The sequence below is a fragment of the Cellulomonas sp. NS3 genome (genome assembly GCF_024757985.1).
Taxonomy (GTDB): domain Bacteria; phylum Actinomycetota; class Actinomycetes; order Actinomycetales; family Cellulomonadaceae; genus Cellulomonas_A.
In genome coordinates, this window is record NZ_CP103289.1 from 3,033,040 (window position 1) to 3,049,495 (window position 16,456).

Consider the following 16,456-nt stretch of genomic DNA (forward strand, 5'->3'; position numbering starts at 1 on the left):
TCACCCTGCGCGCCCCGCGCCGGACCGGGCGCCGTCGGGCACGGTGCTGCACAATCGCACCGTGCCCGACTCCCCAGACGCCCCGGCGCCCGCCCGGGAGCCCGCCACGGCCCCGCCCGCCGTGGACCACCGCTCCGACCAGCCGCCGGTCCGGCGCACCGCCGCGACCCGCACCCGGCTGCTGCTCGTCGCCGTGCTCGTGCCGCTCGGCCTCGCGGCGCTGCTCGGCATGGTGCTCACGTGGCCCGGCGAGCCGCAGCCGACCAACGGCGAGCTCGTCGACGTCGAGGTGGAGTACCCGACGGCCCGCGTCACGGGCACGTCGGTCGAGTCGTGCGAGGGGACGAGCGAGGACCGGCTCGCCGACGGGTCCGTGCCGGCGCAGGTCGAGTGCCTGCGGGTGTTCGCGACCGTCACGAGCGGCTCCGAGAAGGGTCGCGACATCGAGCTCTGGGCGACCGCGACGCTCCAGCCGGAGGACGTCCGCGAGGGCGCCGGGCTCGTCGTCCAGCGCTACCCGGCCACCGAGACGGACGGCGAGCTGTGGGCGTGGCACGACTTCGAGCGCACCGTGCCGCTCGGGACGCTCGCCCTCGTGTTCGCGGTCGTCACCGTGCTCGTCGCCGGCATGCGCGGCCTGCGCGCACTGATCGGGCTCGTCCTCGCGTTCGCCGTGATCGGCACCTACATCCTGCCGGGCCTGGTCGCGGGCGAGGACCCGCTGCTCATCGGGCTGTGCGGCTCGACCGTCATCATGATCGCGGTCCTGTACCTCGCGCACGGGTTCTCCGAGCGCACCTCGACCGCGCTGCTCGGCACGCTCGCGGGGCTCGGGCTGACGGCGGCGCTCGGCGTGCTCGGCGCCCGCGCGGCGCACCTCTCGGGCGTGACGTCCGAGGACTCGTACCGCCTCGCCGGGCTGCTCGGCGACCAGGGGGCGACCGCGCTGCGCGGCCTGTTCCTGTGCGGGGTCGTGCTCGCCGGCCTCGGCGTGCTCAACGACGTGACGATCACGCAGGCGTCGGCGGTGTGGGAGCTGCGCGCGACCTCCCCCGACGCCGACCGCGGCGAGCTGTTCAGCCACGCGATGCGCATCGGCCGCGACCACATCGCCTCCACCGTCTACACGATCGCGTTCGCGTACACCGGCGCCGCCCTGCCCGTGCTCCTGCTGCTCGAGATCTACCACCTCCCGCTCGGTCAGACGCTCACCAGCGGGGCGTTCGCCGAGGAGATCGTGCGCACGCTCGTCGGGTCCATCGCGCTCGTGCTGGCGATCCCGCTCACGACCGCGCTGGCCGTGCTCGTCGTCACGGCGTCCCCGCCGCCCCGGCACGCCCTGGACGGTCACCGGGGTCACTCGCACGTGCACGCGCACTGACGTCGCCCTCCGGCGCGTCGTCGCCGTCCGGCCGCGCTCCGGTGCGGTCCGGTCCGAGGCCGGTCGCCGTGCGCGACGGACCACCGACGACGAGCGCCGCCACGGCCGTCGTCGCCGGGATCGCCAGGACCAGCCCGATCGAGCCGACGAGCGTGCGCACCACCTCCTCGGCGATCTCCCCGCTCGTCAGCGTGCCGAGGAGCGCCCGGTCGGACAGGCTCACGAGGAGCACGAGCGGCAGCGCCGCGCCGACGTACGCGAACGCCACGGTGTAGACCGTCGAGGCGATGTGGTCGCGCCCGATCCGCATCCCGCGCGCGTACAGCTCGCGCCGGCTCGCGTGCGGTGCGCTCGCGCGCAGCTCCCACACCGCGGACGCCTGCGTGATCGTCACGTCGTTGAGCACACCGAGACCCGCGACGACGATCCCGCACAGCAGGACGCCGCGCAGGCTCACGTCGGGCGCGTACTGCTGCAGGTCCAGCGCGTTCTCGTCGACGAGCCCGGTCAGGTGCGCGCTGTCGCTCGCCCACCCCGCGAGCAGAGCCGTCGCGGCGAGCCCGCCGAACGTCCCGAGCAGGGCGGCCGTGGTCCGGGCGGTCACCCCGTGCGCGAGGTACAGCAGCACGAACATGAGCGCGGACGCCGTGACGAGCGCGACCGCGACGGGTGGGCGCCCCTCGAGCAGCGCGGGCAGCGTGAACCACGCGATCCCGCCGAACGACACGACGAGCCCGACGAGCGCCGCGAGACCGCGCCAGCGCGCGACCACGAGCACGAGCACGGCGAACACGGCCGCGAGCAGCCCGATCGGGGCGTCGCGCACGAAGTCGACGAAGACGTACGGGCTGCCCTCGTCCGCCGCGGCCTCGATGCGCAGGACCGTCAGCGTGTCGCCCGGCTCGACCTCGGGCACGTACTCGGGCGGGACGAGCACGGGCGTGCTGCTGCCGTCGGCGAGCTCGCCCACGACCTGCGTCTCGGCGGCCGCCTCCGGCGCACGGTCCACCGAGGTCACGAGCACGCGCTCGAACGACGTGCCGGGGGCGGTCGTGCGCAGCACGGGCAGCGCGTCACGGTCCGGCCACAGCGCCCAGGCACCGAGCACCGTCACGAGCAGCGCGGGGACGACGAGCGCCGCGAGCACCAGACGCACGCGCCGGCTCGCCCGCGGCTCCGGGCCGCCGTGCACGTGGCCGCTCACCGTGCCCCGGCCGTCCGGCAGGTCGGCGCGGGGCACGGCGCGCGCAGCGGGCCCGTCGCCGGGCTCGCGGCCGGCGCCGGCCCCGGGCCCAGCGACGTCACGTCCGGTCAGGCGCCGACGAGCCGCGTCGCGAGGTACGCGGTGACCTGGTCGAGCGCGACGCGCTGCTGCGACATGTCGTCGCGGTGACGGATCGTGACGGCCTGGTCGTCGAGCGTGTCGAAGTCGACCGTGATGCAGAACGGCGTGCCGATCTCGTCCTGGCGGCGGTAGCGGCGGCCGATCGCGCCCGCGTCGTCGAACTCGACGTTCCACGACCGGCGCAGCTCGGCGGCGAGGTCGCGGGCCTTGGGCGAGAGCTGCTCGTTGCGGCTGAGCGGCAGCACCGCGGCCTTGACGGGCGCGAGCCGCGGGTCGAGCCGGAGCACCGTGCGCTTGTCGACGCCGCCCTTGGTGTTGGGCGCCTCGTCCTCGACGTAGGACTCGACGAGGAACGCCATGAGCGAGCGCGTGAGGCCCGCGGCCGGCTCGATGACGTACGGCACGAAGCGCTCGTTCTTGGCCTGGTCGAAGTACGACAGGTCCTGGCCCGAGTGCTCGCTGTGCGTCGACAGGTCGAAGTCGGTGCGGTTCGCGATGCCCTCGAGCTCGCCCCACTCGGAGCCCTGGAAGCCGAAGCGGTACTCGATGTCGACGGTGCGCTTCGAGTAGTGCGACAGCTTCTCCTTCGGGTGCTCGTAGTGGCGCAGGTTCTCGCGGCTGATGCCGAGGTCGGTGTACCAGTCGGTGCGCGTGTCGATCCAGTACTGGTGCCACGTCTCGTCGGTGCCGGGCTCGACGAAGAACTCCATCTCCATCTGCTCGAACTCGCGCGTGCGGAAGATGAAGTTGCCGGGCGTGATCTCGTTGCGGAACGACTTGCCGATCTGGCCGATGCCGAACGGCGGCTTCTTGCGGCTCGTCGTCACGACGTTCGCGAAGTTCACGAAGATGCCCTGCGCGGTCTCGGGGCGCAGGTAGTGCAGCCCGGACTCGTCCTCGATCGGGCCGACGTACGTCTTGAGCATCATGTTGAAGTCGCGGGGCTCGGTCCACCGGCCGCGCGTGCCGCAGTTGGGGCACGCGATGTCGGCGAGGCCGTTCTCGGGCGCGCGGCCCTTCTTCTCCTCGAACTCCTCGAGCATGTGGTCCTCGCGGAACCGCTTGTGGCAGCTCAGGCACTCGGTGAGCGGGTCGGTGAAGACGCCGACGTGGCCCGAGGCGACCCAGACCTGGCGCGGCAGGATGACCGACGAGTCGAGCCCGACGATGTCCTCGCGCGCGGTGACCATGGTCCGCCACCACTGCTTCTTGATGTTCTCCTTCAGCTCGACCCCGAGCGGGCCGTAGTCCCAGGCCGAGCGCGTGCCTCCGTAGATCTCACCGCTCGGGAACACGAAGCCCCGGCGCTTGGCGAGGGAGACGACGTTGTCGAGACGGGACGGTGCAGCCACTGCGATCACTCCAGGGGACGAGGGCCCGCGACTGGGTGGCGCGGGGATGACAGCACAGGCTACCGGGGTGGCACCGACCTGCACGGGGCGGCCGCGCCCGGGTGCGGCGTTTTGACAACGGTTTTCATGCTCGTGAGAATCGTCCTCATGCATCTTCCTCGGATCCCGGCGCGCCCGGAGCACGGACGTCGGATCCGCGGTGCCTGCGCGGGCGTCGTGCTCGCCGCTGCCGGCGCGCTCGCCCTGGGCGGGTGCGCGACCACGCCGGCCGACGACGGACGCCTGTCCGTGCTCGCCTCGTTCTACCCGCTGCAGGCCGTCGCCGCGGGCGTGGGCGGCGACCGCGTGAGCGTCGACTCGCTGACCCCGCCGGGTGCGGAGCCGCACGACCTCGAGCTCTCCCCCGCGCAGGTCGCCCGGCTCGGGGCGGCCGACCTCGTGGTGTACCTGGCGGACTTCCAGGCCGCGGTGGACGACGCCGTCCAGGCGAGCCCGCCCGAGCGCGCGCTCGACGCGGCCGGCGTCGTCGACCTCCTCGACGCCGAGCCGGAGGGCGACGCGGCGCACGAGGGCGAGACGCACGAGGGCGAGGCACACGAGGGCGAGACCGCCGAGGAGCACGCCGAGCACGGGGAGCACGACCCGCACTTCTGGCTCGACCCCAGCCGCATGCCGGCGCTCGTCGAGGCGGTCGCCGACGAGCTCAGCGAGCTCGACCCCGAGGGCGCCGACGAGTACGCCGCGAACGCCGCCGCGCTGAGCGCGCGCTTCACCGAGCTCGACGCGGCCTACGAGACGGGGCTGGCCACGTGCAGCAGCCGCGTGCTCGTCACCTCCCACGCCGCGTTCGGCTACCTCGCGGACCGGTACGACCTCGAGCAGGTCGCGGTCGCGGGCATCGACCCCGAGGGCGAGCCGTCGCCCGCCCGCCTCGCGGAGATCGGCGAGGTCATCCGCAGCGAGGGCGTAACCACGGTGTTCTTCGAGACCCTCGTGAGCCCGAAGGTCGCGGAGGCGCTCGCCGCCGACGTCGGCGCCACGACGGCCGTGCTCGACCCGCTCGAGGGCCTCGCCGACGACTCGCAGGACTACTTCAGCATCGCCGAGGCCAACCTCGACGCGCTGAAGGTGGCATTGTCCTGCTCGTGAGCACCCCCGTGATCGACGCCCGCGGCGTCGACGTGACCCTCGGCGGGCACCAGATCCTGCGCGGCATCGACCTGGGGGTGCACCCCGGGGAGGTGGTGGCCCTGCTGGGCGCGAACGGCTCCGGGAAGTCGACCCTCGTGCGTGCGCTGCTCGGCATCGTCCCCGTGAGCGCCGGCGAGGTCCGGCTGTTCGGCGAGCCGCCGGGCTCCCGTGGTGCTCACGACCGCGTCGGCTACGTCCCGCAGCGGCTGCCCGCGAGCGCCGGCGTGCCCGCGAGCGCCGTCGAGGTCGTCCTGTCCGGGATGCTGCACGGCCGCCGGCTGCGTCCCCCGCGCGGCGCGCACGCCCGGGCCCTCGCGGCTCTCGACGGGGTCGGCCTGGCCGACCGGGCGCGACGTCCGGTGCACGAGCTCTCGGGCGGGCAGCAGCAGCGCGTCCTCATCGCCCGCGCGCTCGTGCGCGACCCGGACCTGCTGGTGCTCGACGAGCCGACCTCCGGCATCGACGTGCCGACGCAGCAGACGTTCGTCGACACGGTCGAGCGCCTGCGCGGCGGTGGCGCGACGGTCGTGGTGATCCTGCACGAGCTCGGGGCGTTCGCCCCGCTCATCGGGCGTGCGGTCGTGCTGCGGCACGGGCGCGTGGTGCACGACGGCGCGCCGCCCCGGCCCCGCGACGAGCACGCCGGCGCGCACCACGACCACCTGCACGCCCACCCGGACCCCGAGCCGCCCGTCACCGGTCCGTCGCTCTCCGTGGAGGTGACCCCGTGAGCCTGTGGGACCAGCTCGTCGCGATGGTGTCCTCCCCGCTCATGCTGCGGGCGCTGCTGGCGGCGGTCGTCGTCGGCGCCGCTGCGCCGGTGGTCGGCACGTTCCTCGTCCAGCGTCGGCTCGCGCTCATGGGCGACGGCATCGGGCACGTCGCCCTGACCGGTGTCGCGCTCGGCTGGCTCGTCGGCAACGCGGCGTCGGTCGTGCCGCAGGACTCGCTCGCGCTGCCGGGTGCGGTCGTCACGGCCATCGCCGGGTCCATCGCGATCGAGCTCGTGCGCGAGCGCGGCCGCACGAGCGGCGACCTCGCGCTCGCGCTCATGTTCTACGGGGGCATCGCGGGCGGCGTGCTGCTGATCAAGGTCGCGGGCGGCACCAACGCCAACCTCATCAGCTACCTGTTCGGGTCGATCTCGACCGTCTCGAACGCCGACCTCGTGTGGACCGTGGGCCTCGCGGTCGTGGTGCTCGTGATCGGGCTCGGCCTGCGCGCCGCGCTGTTCTCGGTGAGCCACGACGAGGAGTTCGCGCGCGCGAGCGGGCTCCCGGTGCGCGTGCTCAACATCCTCGTCGCGACGATCGCGGCGCTGACCGTGACCGTCGCGATGCGCGTCGTCGGGCTGCTGCTCGTGAGCGCGCTGATGATCGTCCCCGTCGCGATCGCGCAGCTGTTCGCGCGGTCGTTCGGCCGCACGATGGCCCTGGCGTCGGCGACGGGGGTCGCCGTGAGCGTCGTCGGGCTCTCCTTCACGTACTGGCAGGACTACCCGCCGGGCGCGACGATCGTGGTCCTCGCCGTCCTGGTGTACGCGGCCGCGGCGGTCACCCGGCCGCTGCTGCGCCGCAGCGCCCCGGTGCACGACCCGCACCCGGACGTGCTCGACGACCTCGAGCTCGACGGCGCGGAGAACGGCGCCGGGCGCGCGCCGGAGTCGTGCTGACGGGTCGTCGGTAAGGCTCGCCTCACCTCGCCGATAGACTCGGCTGGTGCTCGAGCAGACCGACGTCGCGGAGGCCTACGGCCTCGGCGGCAAGCCCTTCTGGCTCGTCGTCGTGCTGCTCGTCGTCATCGTGGCCGCCCGGTCGCACGGCACGTACTGGCTCGCGCGCGGCGTAGCGCACGGCGCGAGCGGGCTGGGTGCCCGGCGCGCGTCGCACCGACCGTCGCGCCTCGCCGCGGCCCGCGAGCGGCTGCTGAGCTGGAGCGCCGGCCCGTCCGGTCGCCGCGCGACCGAGGCGCTGCGTCGCGTGGGTCCGTTCGCCGTGACCCTCGCCTACCTCACGGTGGGCGCGCAGACCGCCGTCTTCGCCGCCGCGGGGCTCGCGCGGATGAGCTACCCGCGCTTCGTGCTCGCGTCGGTCCCGGGCTGCATCGCGTGGGCGTTCGTGTGGGCGACCGTCGGGCTCGGCGCCCTCTGGGGCGCGGTCGCGCTCGCCGCACGCTCGCCGTGGCTGCTCGCGGTCGTGGCCGTCGCCCTGACGGCGCTGGCGGTCGCGGCGCGGCGGCGCTCGGCCCGCCGCCGTGCCGCCGCGCGGACGCACCCGGGCGCCGGCCCCGGGGACGCGGCCCCGACGCCGGTCACGGCGGACGACGTCCGCTGAGGCCCGCCGTCAGCCCGCGTCCTGCGGCGGTGGCAGGGTCAGGCGCCGTCGCCCACGCAGAACTGGTTGCCGTCGGGGTCCGCGAGGACGACCCAGGCGTAGCCGTCGTGCTCGTGGCGCCCGACGAGCGTCGCGCCGGCCGCGAGCAGCCGCTCCGCCTCCGCCTCCCGGCCCGCCGACCCGCCGAAGTCGAGGTGCACGCGGTTCTTCCCGGGCGTGGGGTCCTCGACCTTCTGGAAGCCCAGCACCGGACCGCCCATCGGTCCGGGCGTGACCATGACGAACCAGCCGTCGGCGATGTCCCGCACCTCACCGCCCGTCTGCTCCGCCCACCAGGCGCTCAGCGCCCGGGCGTCGAGGGTGTCGAACGTGACCATCGCCGGTGTGAGCGTCATGCCCCGCACGCTAGGGGCCGCCACCGACACGCCTGCGACGACGGCGTCGCGCCGACGCGAGGGCTCCCAGGGGGCAGGAGGACGCGGGGCAGGACGAGGGGACGGCGCAGCGGACGGGCTCCCGCCCGCACGCGTCAGGCCCCGCCGCCCGCCCCACCCGCGGCGCCTGCCTGCGGACGGTCGACCGCCCCGCCGTAGCGCCGGTCGCGCTGCGCGTACGTCTCGACCGCGCGCCACAGGTGCCGGCGGTCGACGTCGGGCCACGGCTCGTCGAGGAACACGAGCTCCGCGTACGCGGCCTGCCAGATCATGAAGTTGGACGTGCGCTGCTCGCCGCTCGAACGCAGGAACAGGTCGACGTCGGGCAGGTCGGGCTCGTCGAGGTAGCGCGCGACCATCTTCTCGTCGACCTTGTCCGGCTTGATCCGCCCGGCGGCGACCTCGTGCGCGATGGCCTTCGCGGCGTCGGCGACCTCGGCCCGGCCCCCGTAGTTGACGCACATCGTCAGCGTCACGGTGTCGTTGCCCCGCGTGAGCTCCTCGGCGATCTCGAGCTCCTTGATCACCGAGCGCCACAGCCGCGGCCGGCGACCGGCCCACCGGACGCGCACGCCCCAGGAGTTCATGAGGTCACGGCGCCGCCGCAGCACGTCGCGGTTGAAGCCCATGAGGAAGCGGACCTCCTCGGGCGAGCGCGACCAGTTCTCGGTCGAGAACGCGTACGCCGAGACGTGCTGCACGCCGATCTCGATCGCCCCGGCCACGACGTCGAGCAGCGAGGCCTCCCCCGCGGCGTGCCCCGCCGTCCGCGGCAGCCCGCGGGCGTTCGCCCACCGGCCGTTGCCGTCCATGACGACGGCCACGTGCTTCGGCACGAACTCGAGCGGGATCGCGGGCGGGCGGGCACCGCTCGGGTGCGGCGGCGGCGGGACGGGCATCAGATCCTCTCGACCATGGGCAGCGAGCGCAGCGTGCGCTCGAGGTGGAACTGGCAGTACGCGGCGACGACGCCGTTGCCCTCGCGCCGGTGCCGCTCGGCGCTGGCCTCGACGGTCGGCCAGTCGCCGGCGAGGAGCGACGCGAGCAGCTCGAACGTCTCGGGCGCGGGCGAGGTGGCCCCGGGCGGGCGGCACGCGCGGCACACCGCGCCGCCCTGCGCGACGGCGAACGACGTGTGCGGGCCGGGTGCACCGCAGCGGGCGCAGTCGGTGAAGCTCGGCGCCCAGCCCGCGATCGCGAGCGCGCGCAGCAGGTAGGAGTCGAGCACCAGGCCGGGGGCGTGGTCGCGCGACGCGAGCGAGCGGACCGCGCCCACGAGCAGCCAGTACTGCTGCAGCGCCGGCTCGTGCTCGGCCTCGACGAGCCGCTCGGCCGTCTCGAGCATGACCGTGCCGGCGGTGTAGAGCGCGTAGTCCTCGCACACCGGGCGGCCGTACGCCCCGAGCGTCTCGACCTGCGTGACGATGTCGAGGTTGCGGCCGGAACTCAGCTGGAGGTCGACGTGCATGAACGGCTCGAGGCGCGACCCGAACCGCGACGTCGTGCGCCGCACGCCCTTGCCGACCGCGCGCACCTTGCCGTGCTGGCGGGTCAGCAGGGTCACGATGCGGTCGGCCTCGCCCAGCTTGTGGGTGCGCAGGACGATGCCCTCGTCGCGGTAGAGGCTCACGTGCCCATCCTCCCCCGTGCCACCCACGCCGGGCGCACGTGACGGGCCGCGGTCACGCGATCGGCACGCGCCCGCCACGCGACCGGCACCGGTGCGGACCACAGGACGGGGCAGCCGGGCCGGCTGGTCCAGGTCCGGGGCGAGCGGGCCTCGGACGTGCCGGCGCCCCCGCACGCGTGCGAGGGCGCCGGCACCGCAGGTCGCCCGGTGCTCAGCGCTGCCGGCGGTTGACGGCCGAGACGATCGCCTTGAGGGACGCCGTCGTGATCGACGGGTCGATCCCGACGCCCCACAGCGTCTGCCCGTCGACTGCGCACTCGACGTACGCCGCGGCGGTCGCGTCGCCGCCGCCCGAGAGCGCGTGCTCGGCGTAGTCGAGCACCGCGACGTCGACGTCGATCGAGCGCAGCGCCGCCACGAACGCCGCGATCGGACCGTTGCCCGAGCCCTCGAGCGTGCGGACCTCGCCGCGGTCCGCGAGGTCGACCGACAGCGTGTCGGGCCCGTCGCCGCCGCCGACCGTGCGGATCCCGCGCAGCGCGAACCGGCCCCACGGCGCGAGCTCGCCGCCGGGCTCGACCGGCAGGTACTCGTCGTTGAAGATGCGCCACAGCTCGTCGGCCGTGACCTCGGAGCCGTGCTCGTCGGTGTACGCCTGCACGACGTGCGAGAACTCGATCTGCAGCCGGCGCGGCAGGTCCAGGTCGCGCTCGGACTTCATCAGGTAGGAGATGCCGCCCTTCCCGGACTGGGAGTTCACGCGGATGATCGCGTCGTAGGAGCGGCCGACGTCCTTCGGGTCGATCGGCAGGTACGGGACGGCCCACACGAGGTCGTCGACCCCGCGGCCCCCGCGCTCGGCGGTGACCGCCATCGCGTCCAGGCCCTTCTTGATCGCGTCCTGGTGCGAGCCGGAGAACGCGGTGAACACCAGGTCGCCGCCGTACGGGTGCCGCTCGGCGACGGGCAGCTGGTTGCAGTGCTCGACGGTGCGGCGGACGTGGTCGATGTCCGACAGGTCGATCTCGGGGTCGACCCCCTGGCTGAACAGGTTCAGGCCGAGCGTGACCAGGCAGACGTTGCCGGTGCGCTCGCCGTTGCCGAACAGGCAGCCCTCGATGCGGTCGGCGCCGGCGAGGTAGCCCAGCTCGGCCGCCGCGACGCCCGTGCCCCGGTCGTTGTGCGGGTGCAGCGACAGCACCACATTCTCGCGGTGGCGCAGGTGCCGCCCCATCCACTCGATCGAGTCGGCGTAGACGTTCGGGGTCGCCATCTCGACGGTCGCGGGCAGGTTGATGATGACCTTGCGCTCGGGGGTCGGCTCGAACACGTCCAGCACGGCGTTGCAGATCCGCACCGCGAACTCGAGCTCGGTGCCGGTGTACGACTCGGGGCTGTACTCGTAGAACACCTCGGTGTCCGGGACGAGCTCCTCGTACTTCTTGCACAGGCGCGCACCCGAGACGGCGATGTCGACGATGCCGTCCTCGTCCGAGCGGAACACGACCTCCCGCTGCAGCACCGACGTCGAGTTGTACAGGTGCACGATCGCCTGCTTGGCGCCGGCGATCGCCTCGTACGTGCGCTCGATCAGGTGCTCGCGCGCCTGCGTGAGGACCTGGATCACGACGTCGTCGGGGATGCGGTCCTCCTCGATGAGCATCCGCACGAAGTCGAAGTCGGTCTGCGACGCCGACGGGAAGCCGACCTCGATCTCCTTGAAGCCCATGTGCACGAGCAGCTCGAACATCTCCAGCTTGCGCTGCGGGTTCATCGGCTCGATCAGGGCCTGGTTGCCGTCGCGCAGGTCGACCGCGCACCAGCGCGGGGCCTTCTCGATGCGGCGGTCCGGCCACGTGCGGTCCGGGAGGTCGACACGGATCTGCTCGTGGAACGGGCGGTAGCGGTGCACCGGCATGCCGGAGGGCTGCTGGGGGGCGTTCAGGAAGCTCATCGGGGGGTCCTTCGCTCGGGTCGGTGGGTAGCAGCCGGCACACCGAACACCGCGGCGAGGTTCCGGCCTAGAAGGCCTCGCCGCGGCGACGAAGGAGGAGGAGCGCACGCGAGAGCATGCCGTCACTGTACCCCGGCGCGTGCAGCGGGGTCAGCCGCTGTCACCGCAGCGCGACCACGAGCCGCGGACCGATCCCGACGAGGTGCGTCCCGAGCTGCTCGACGCGGGTCACGCCGGGCGGCAGCAGCACCTCCCAGGCGGTCCTGCCGTCCCGGACGCCCAGCGCCTCGAGCACCGTCCCGCGCCCCGGCTCGACGCGCGCGACGATGACGTGCGTGCCGTCGGTGAACGGCTGGTCCGACGACGTGAGCGTGACCTGCCGTCGCCACAGCTGCTCGCCGCGCCGCGCGTCCACGCCCACCTCGAAGCCCGCCCCGTGCAGGACCGCGACGCCGTCGAGCTCGAGCAGCACGCCGGCGGACGGCCCGGGCGACTGCCACAGCTCCTGCCCGGTGAGCCGGGAGACTGCCCTGACCCGGCCGCCGAACGGGCTGCCGGGCAGCGAGCTCCACGCGTAGAGCCGCTCCTCGGGCCGGTCGGAGACCCGGGGCTCGCTCAGCGTGCCGCGCGTGGTGAAGCGCTCGGCGCCGCCGGGGTCGTAGACGGTCGTGCGGATCATGAGCGCCGAGCCGGCCGTGCCGTACGCGCCGACGAGCACGGAGCCGTCGCGCAGGAGCCCCACGTGGTCGCGCGGGCGGTTGCCGCGGTCCACGACCTGCACCGCCCGTCCGGTGGCCTCCTCGAGCACGAGCGACGTGCCCCCGGTCGCGACCAGCAGCGCGCCGTCCCCCTCGCGCAGGACGACGCGCTGGGGCGGCACCGTGACCGGCGGGTCGAGCACCTGCGTGCGCCACACCGGGGTCCCGGTCCGGGCGTCGCTGCGCTCGACCGCGACCCCCGACTCGTCCGCGAGCGGCAGCACGAGGTCGCGCCCCACGACGACGGCACCGGCGACGGTGCCGCGGGCGTCACGCCGGGCGACGACCCGGCCGTCGAGCGCGTCGAGCACGACGACCGGCCCGGCGACCGGCTCCGTGCGGACCGCGGACCGCTCGGGCTCGGTCAGGCACACGACCGCTGCCGGCTCGCCGGGCGCGGGGTCGACCGCGAGGCAGCGGCGCAGCGTGCCGAGGGGGCCGCCCGGGAGCGTGGTGCGCCAGCGCACGGCACCCGTCACGAGGTCGAGCCCCTCGGCCGTGCCGTCGTCCACGTCGGCCGCGTAGACCACGACGGTGTCTCCCGCGAGCACGGTGCGGGGCGACCACGGCCCGCGCGTCGTCCAGGCGACGGCCGGCGGGCTGTCGAGCGGGCGGACCGCGCCCGCGAGCTCGACGGGTGCGGTCAGGACCCGCCGCTCGTGCGCGAGCGACCAGCGCGGGAGCCCGACGAGCACGGTCAGCGCGAGGGCCACCAGAGCGGTCGTCGCCGCGCAGGCCCGCACCACGTGACCCCGGCTCCAGCCGACGAGCGCGGCCCCGGTGGAGCGCAGGTCCGGCGCGGGCGCGAGCGCCGGCGCGTCGTCCTCGTCGAGGACGACGTCCTGCATCGACGGCCGCTCCGCGTGCGGGGCCATCCCTGCACGCTAGTCCTGACCGAGCGCGACGACCTCTGTGGCGGTGCGCCCGAGCAGCCGGCGGCCGGACCGCTCGACCGAGCGGACGTCGGGCGGCAGCGGCGCGGTCCACGCTGCGCGGCCGTCGACCGCGCCGACCGCGACGAGCACCGGCGAGCCGTCGGCGAGCAGGAGCGGCACGAGGAGGTGCTCGCCGTCGGTCTGCACGGCGCCGAGGGCGGTGGACGCGCGCACGCCGGTCCACCTCGTCGCGTCCGCCGACCACAGGACCCCGCCGGAGCCGGCGTCGCGGGCGGTCAGCGTGCCGGTGGCGTCGGACGTGACCACGCGGCCCTGGACCACGAGCGCCGAGTCGGCGGCGGTCCCGGCCGACCACCGTGCCGTGCCGGCGGCCGCGCGCAGGTCCACGCCGTCTCCGGCGGGCCGGGCCACGAGCCCGAGGTCCGGCACCGACCCGTCGTCCCCCGTGAGCGCGACCGGCACGTCCGGCCGGGCGACACCCGCCGGCCAGGTGCCGACCGGGTCGCCGTCCCCGTCGAGCACGCGGACCGCTCCCCCGTCGACGACGAGCAGCCCGCGCTCGACGCGGGTCACGGCCGGCTGCGGCCCGCGCGCGTCGGGCGCGCGGGCGTCGACGTCGGCCGTCCACACGTCGGCGCCGGTCCGGGCCACCTCGCGCGTCACGCGCACGCCACCGCCGGGCACGGTGCGCGTGAGCACGAGGTCGGGCCCGAGGGCGGTCAGCCCGACGTCGCTGCGGTCCGCCGGGTCGTCGCGCACGAGCGTGCCCGTCGCGGCGTCGAGCACGACGACCCGCACGTCGCCCCGCCGCCCGAGGCCGCCCCACGCCTCCTTGCCGACCGCCGGCACGGCGACGCACGCCACGCTCGACCCCTCGCCGGGCGCACCCCGGCCGCCGGCCGCGTCCCCGGCCGTCGCCGTACCGTCGTCGCCCGCGACCTCCCGGCCGGCGCCGGCCGTCAGCACGCACGTCAGCTCGCCCTGCGGGCCGACGGAGTCGACCTCCGCGTCCCACAGCGCTGCGCCGGTCGTCGCGTCGTAGGCGGCCACGCCTCCGACGCCCGCCCCGGTCACGCCCGCGGTGGCGACCAGACCGTCACCGGCGACGAGGCCGTCGAGCGCCGGACGGCGCCACCGCTCCAACCCCGCTCCGTCGGCGGACCCGGTCGCGTCGAGCACCGCGGGGGCGACCGCGAGCTCCGCGGCGCGGGCACGGTCGGCGCGGGCGTCCCGGACGGTCCCGACCGCGAGCGCCGCGGCCACGACGAGCCCGGCGGCGACGAGGCGGACGCGATGACGCCGCACGAACGCCGTGCCCGGGCGTGCGCCGTCGCGCGGCCGGCCCGGCGCGCCGGCGGCGTGCGCGGTGCGGTCGCCACCCGCGGGGTCGCCACCGGCGTGGTCGACACCCGGGCGGCCGCCGTCGTCGGCACCGGCGCGGTCGGCGCTCGTGCGCGCACCCGCGGCGTCGTCCCGCCGGGCGCCCGGGGACGACTCGACGAGCTCGACCTCGTGCATCGACCGGCGCCCGCCGCGCGACGGCCGCCTCACCACGCGGCCGCCCGGCGCTCGGCGCGGCGGACGCGCCCAGCCCGGCAGACGTGCGCAGCCCGGCGCACCTGCGCGGCCCGGCGCCCCGGCTCAGCCCAGCGCACGGTGCTCGTCCCCGGTCGTCAGCACGAGGTGCCCCGCGACGGCGCGCACGTGGCGCGTCTCCGGCGGGACGGGGACCGACCAGTACCGCACGCCGTCCGGCACCCCGCGCCCGACGAGGTGCGTCGACCCGCCCGGGCCGAGCCCCGGGCCCAGCACCAGGGCGCCGTCCGTCAGGGGCGGCCACGGCAGCGGCGCGCCGAGCTCCTCGTCCCACACCTCCGCCCCGGTGCGCGCGTCCACGACCCCGTAGCGGCTCGCGCCCGCGACGACGAGGCGGTGGTCGACGACGATCTCGGGGTCGAGCGCCGTGGTCGCACGCCACCGCTCCTCGCCCGTCGCGGCGTCGTAGCCCACCACCGCGTGGCCCGCGTCGAGCACGACGAGCCCGGGCTCGGACCCGTCGTCGACGGCGAGCGGCGCCGGGAGCCCGGGCACGTCCGCCGTGACGGCCCCCGCCGTGGCGTGCACCGCTCCGCCCTGGGCCGGCGACCACGTCCCGAAGCCCGCACGCAGGGGCACGACGCGCAGGAAGCTGAAGTCGGGTGCGGCCGTCAGCTCCGTGCCGTCGGCGACGTCGAGCACGCGGGTCGCAGACCCGGCGACCACGACGAGCCCGCGCGTGACCTCGACGGACGTGAGCGCCCGCACGCTCGTCCCGCGGATCGGCACGGGGCTGCGCCACCCCCACCGGACCGCTCCGGTCGCGCCGTCCCGCCGGGCGGCGACGACGTGCTCGTCGCCGTCGACCGACACGACGACGACGTCGTCCCCCACCCGCCCGGCCGCCACCAGCTCACCGAGCAGGGTCCACGTCCCGAGCGCGGACCCGTCCCGCGCGGACAGGGCGACGACCCGGGTCTCGGGCAGGGCGACCTCGACCTCCGAGAACGCCGCGACGTCACCGGAGGCGACCGTGCCGTCCGGGTCGTCGGCGTACAGCGGGTCCGGGTCGGTCGCGAGGCAGACCACCACGGCGCCGACGTCGACGCCCGGGTCGGGGCAGCGCACCGGTCCCGACTCCATCGCCGCCCCGGCCGCCGGCGCCACGTCGGCCGTCCATCGCGCCTCACCGGTGCGCACGTCGTGCGCGGTCGCGTGCCAGGCGTCCGTGCGGGGCTGCACCACGACGAGCAGCCCGCGCGCGACGAGGAGCTGGTCCCCGGGCGCCGCAGGCGCGGTCCACAGCACCTCGGGCGGCCCGTCGAGCGGACGCACCACGCCGGGCACCGCCGCGAGGCGTTCCGCGCGCTCGCGGTCCCGCTGCGTCCCCACCGCGCCGACCGCGGCCACCGCGACGACGAGGGCGACAGGCACGGGCCACCAGCGGCGCAGGAGGTGCCGCACGTCCGGTGCGGGCGGCGGGGCGGCCCCCGCGCCGTCGTCTGCGACGAGCACGTCGTCCGGGGGCCGGACCTCCGTGGGTGGCTGCGGGTGCCGTCGCCGCGCGCCCGTGTCCGGGAGGTCCTCCTCGAGGATCTCGACGGGCTGCATCCTCGCAGCGGGCCGCACGGGCGCCATGAGGCCGA

14 protein-coding genes are annotated in these 16,456 nt (G+C 75.6%); 5 read left to right on the top strand and 9 right to left on the bottom strand.

All coding sequences use genetic code 11. The annotated features are described in order from the left end of the window. Positions 1-61: 61 nt before the first annotated feature. A complete protein-coding gene (locus NXY84_RS13880) occupies positions 62-1,381 on the top strand; it encodes a YibE/F family protein (protein WP_258723667.1) in 1,320 nt (439 codons plus the stop codon). Here the strand turns inward: NXY84_RS13880 and NXY84_RS13885 are convergent. After that, complete coding sequence (locus NXY84_RS13885; protein ID WP_258723668.1) at positions 1,311-2,621, bottom strand: YibE/F family protein; 1,311 nt, start codon at positions 2,619-2,621, stop codon at positions 1,311-1,313. The two genes, NXY84_RS13880 and NXY84_RS13885, sit on opposite strands and share 71 nt — an antisense overlap. Positions 2,622-2,692: 71 nt before the next feature. Then, complete coding sequence (locus NXY84_RS13890) at positions 2,693-4,078, bottom strand: glycine--tRNA ligase (protein ID WP_258723669.1); 1,386 nt, start codon at positions 4,076-4,078, stop codon at positions 2,693-2,695. A 147-nt stretch (positions 4,079-4,225) separates the two neighbouring features. Here NXY84_RS13890 and NXY84_RS13895 point away from each other — a divergent pair, with 147 nt between their 5' ends. From NXY84_RS13895 to NXY84_RS13910, 4 genes are read left to right on the top strand one after another with little or no spacing between them, the layout of a single operon-like run. Continuing rightward, positions 4,226-5,227, top strand: coding sequence for a metal ABC transporter substrate-binding protein (locus tag NXY84_RS13895; RefSeq protein WP_258723670.1), 1,002 nt, complete (start codon positions 4,226-4,228; stop codon positions 5,225-5,227). Beyond that, positions 5,224-6,000, top strand: coding sequence for a metal ABC transporter ATP-binding protein (locus tag NXY84_RS13900; RefSeq protein WP_258723671.1), 777 nt, complete (start codon positions 5,224-5,226; stop codon positions 5,998-6,000). Before NXY84_RS13895 ends, NXY84_RS13900 begins: the two co-directional genes overlap by 4 nt. Then, positions 5,997-6,941: a metal ABC transporter permease gene (locus NXY84_RS13905; protein WP_258723672.1), complete on the top strand. Its 945-nt coding sequence runs from the start codon at positions 5,997-5,999 to the stop codon at positions 6,939-6,941. The genes NXY84_RS13900 and NXY84_RS13905 overlap by 4 nt, the downstream gene beginning before the upstream one ends. Before the next feature lie 46 nt (positions 6,942-6,987). Then, positions 6,988-7,602, top strand: a complete 615-nt coding sequence (locus NXY84_RS13910; protein WP_258723673.1) for a DedA family protein — start codon at positions 6,988-6,990, stop codon at positions 7,600-7,602. Positions 7,603-7,640: 38 nt separating this feature from the next. Here the strand turns inward: NXY84_RS13910 and NXY84_RS13915 are convergent, their stop codons facing one another. From NXY84_RS13915 to NXY84_RS13945, 7 genes are all read right to left on the bottom strand, one after another. After that, positions 7,641-7,997, bottom strand: coding sequence for a VOC family protein (locus NXY84_RS13915; RefSeq protein WP_258723674.1), 357 nt, complete (start codon positions 7,995-7,997; stop codon positions 7,641-7,643). A gap of 134 nt (positions 7,998-8,131) precedes the next feature. Then, on the bottom strand, positions 8,132-8,935 hold the full coding sequence (locus NXY84_RS13920) for an isoprenyl transferase (RefSeq protein ID WP_258723675.1): 804 nt from the start codon (positions 8,933-8,935) through the stop codon (positions 8,132-8,134). Continuing rightward, the gene (gene recO, locus NXY84_RS13925) at positions 8,935-9,666 is read right to left on the bottom strand and encodes a DNA repair protein RecO (protein WP_258723676.1); all 732 of its coding nucleotides are present in this window, start codon (positions 9,664-9,666) and stop codon (positions 8,935-8,937) included. Before recO ends, NXY84_RS13920 begins: the two co-directional genes overlap by 1 nt. A gap of 211 nt (positions 9,667-9,877) precedes the next feature. Next, the gene (leuA, locus tag NXY84_RS13930; RefSeq protein ID WP_258723677.1) at positions 9,878-11,620 is read right to left on the bottom strand and encodes a 2-isopropylmalate synthase; all 1,743 of its coding nucleotides are present in this window, start codon (positions 11,618-11,620) and stop codon (positions 9,878-9,880) included. Positions 11,621-11,780: 160 nt separating this feature from the next. Further along, a complete protein-coding gene (locus tag NXY84_RS13935) occupies positions 11,781-13,253 on the bottom strand; it encodes a PQQ-binding-like beta-propeller repeat protein (RefSeq protein WP_258723678.1) in 1,473 nt (490 codons plus the stop codon). 9 nt (positions 13,254-13,262) lie between these two features. Beyond that, positions 13,263-14,792: a PQQ-binding-like beta-propeller repeat protein gene (locus NXY84_RS13940; RefSeq protein ID WP_258723679.1), complete on the bottom strand. Its 1,530-nt coding sequence runs from the start codon at positions 14,790-14,792 to the stop codon at positions 13,263-13,265. A 123-nt stretch (positions 14,793-14,915) separates the two neighbouring features. Continuing rightward, positions 14,916-16,448: a PQQ-binding-like beta-propeller repeat protein gene (locus NXY84_RS13945; RefSeq protein ID WP_258723680.1), complete on the bottom strand. Its 1,533-nt coding sequence runs from the start codon at positions 16,446-16,448 to the stop codon at positions 14,916-14,918. Positions 16,449-16,456: the final 8 nt, after the last annotated feature.

Bases quoted from the DNA above. Each gene is read 5' to 3' on its own strand.
- NXY84_RS13895 (WP_258723670.1), top strand. From the start codon at position 4,226: ATGCATCTTCCTCGGATCCCGGCGCGCCCGGAGCACGGACGTCGGATC.
- NXY84_RS13945 (WP_258723680.1), bottom strand. From the start codon at position 16,448: ATGGCGCCCGTGCGGCCCGCTGCGAGGATGCAGCCCGTCGAGATCCTC.
- leuA (WP_258723677.1), bottom strand. From the start codon at position 11,620: ATGAGCTTCCTGAACGCCCCCCAGCAGCCCTCCGGCATGCCGGTGCAC.
- NXY84_RS13915 (WP_258723674.1), bottom strand. From the start codon at position 7,997: ATGACGCTCACACCGGCGATGGTCACGTTCGACACCCTCGACGCCCGG.
- NXY84_RS13940 (WP_258723679.1), bottom strand. From the start codon at position 14,792: ATGCACGAGGTCGAGCTCGTCGAGTCGTCCCCGGGCGCCCGGCGGGAC.
- NXY84_RS13920 (WP_258723675.1), bottom strand. From the start codon at position 8,935: ATGCCCGTCCCGCCGCCGCCGCACCCGAGCGGTGCCCGCCCGCCCGCG.
- NXY84_RS13935 (WP_258723678.1), bottom strand. From the start codon at position 13,253: ATGGCCCCGCACGCGGAGCGGCCGTCGATGCAGGACGTCGTCCTCGAC.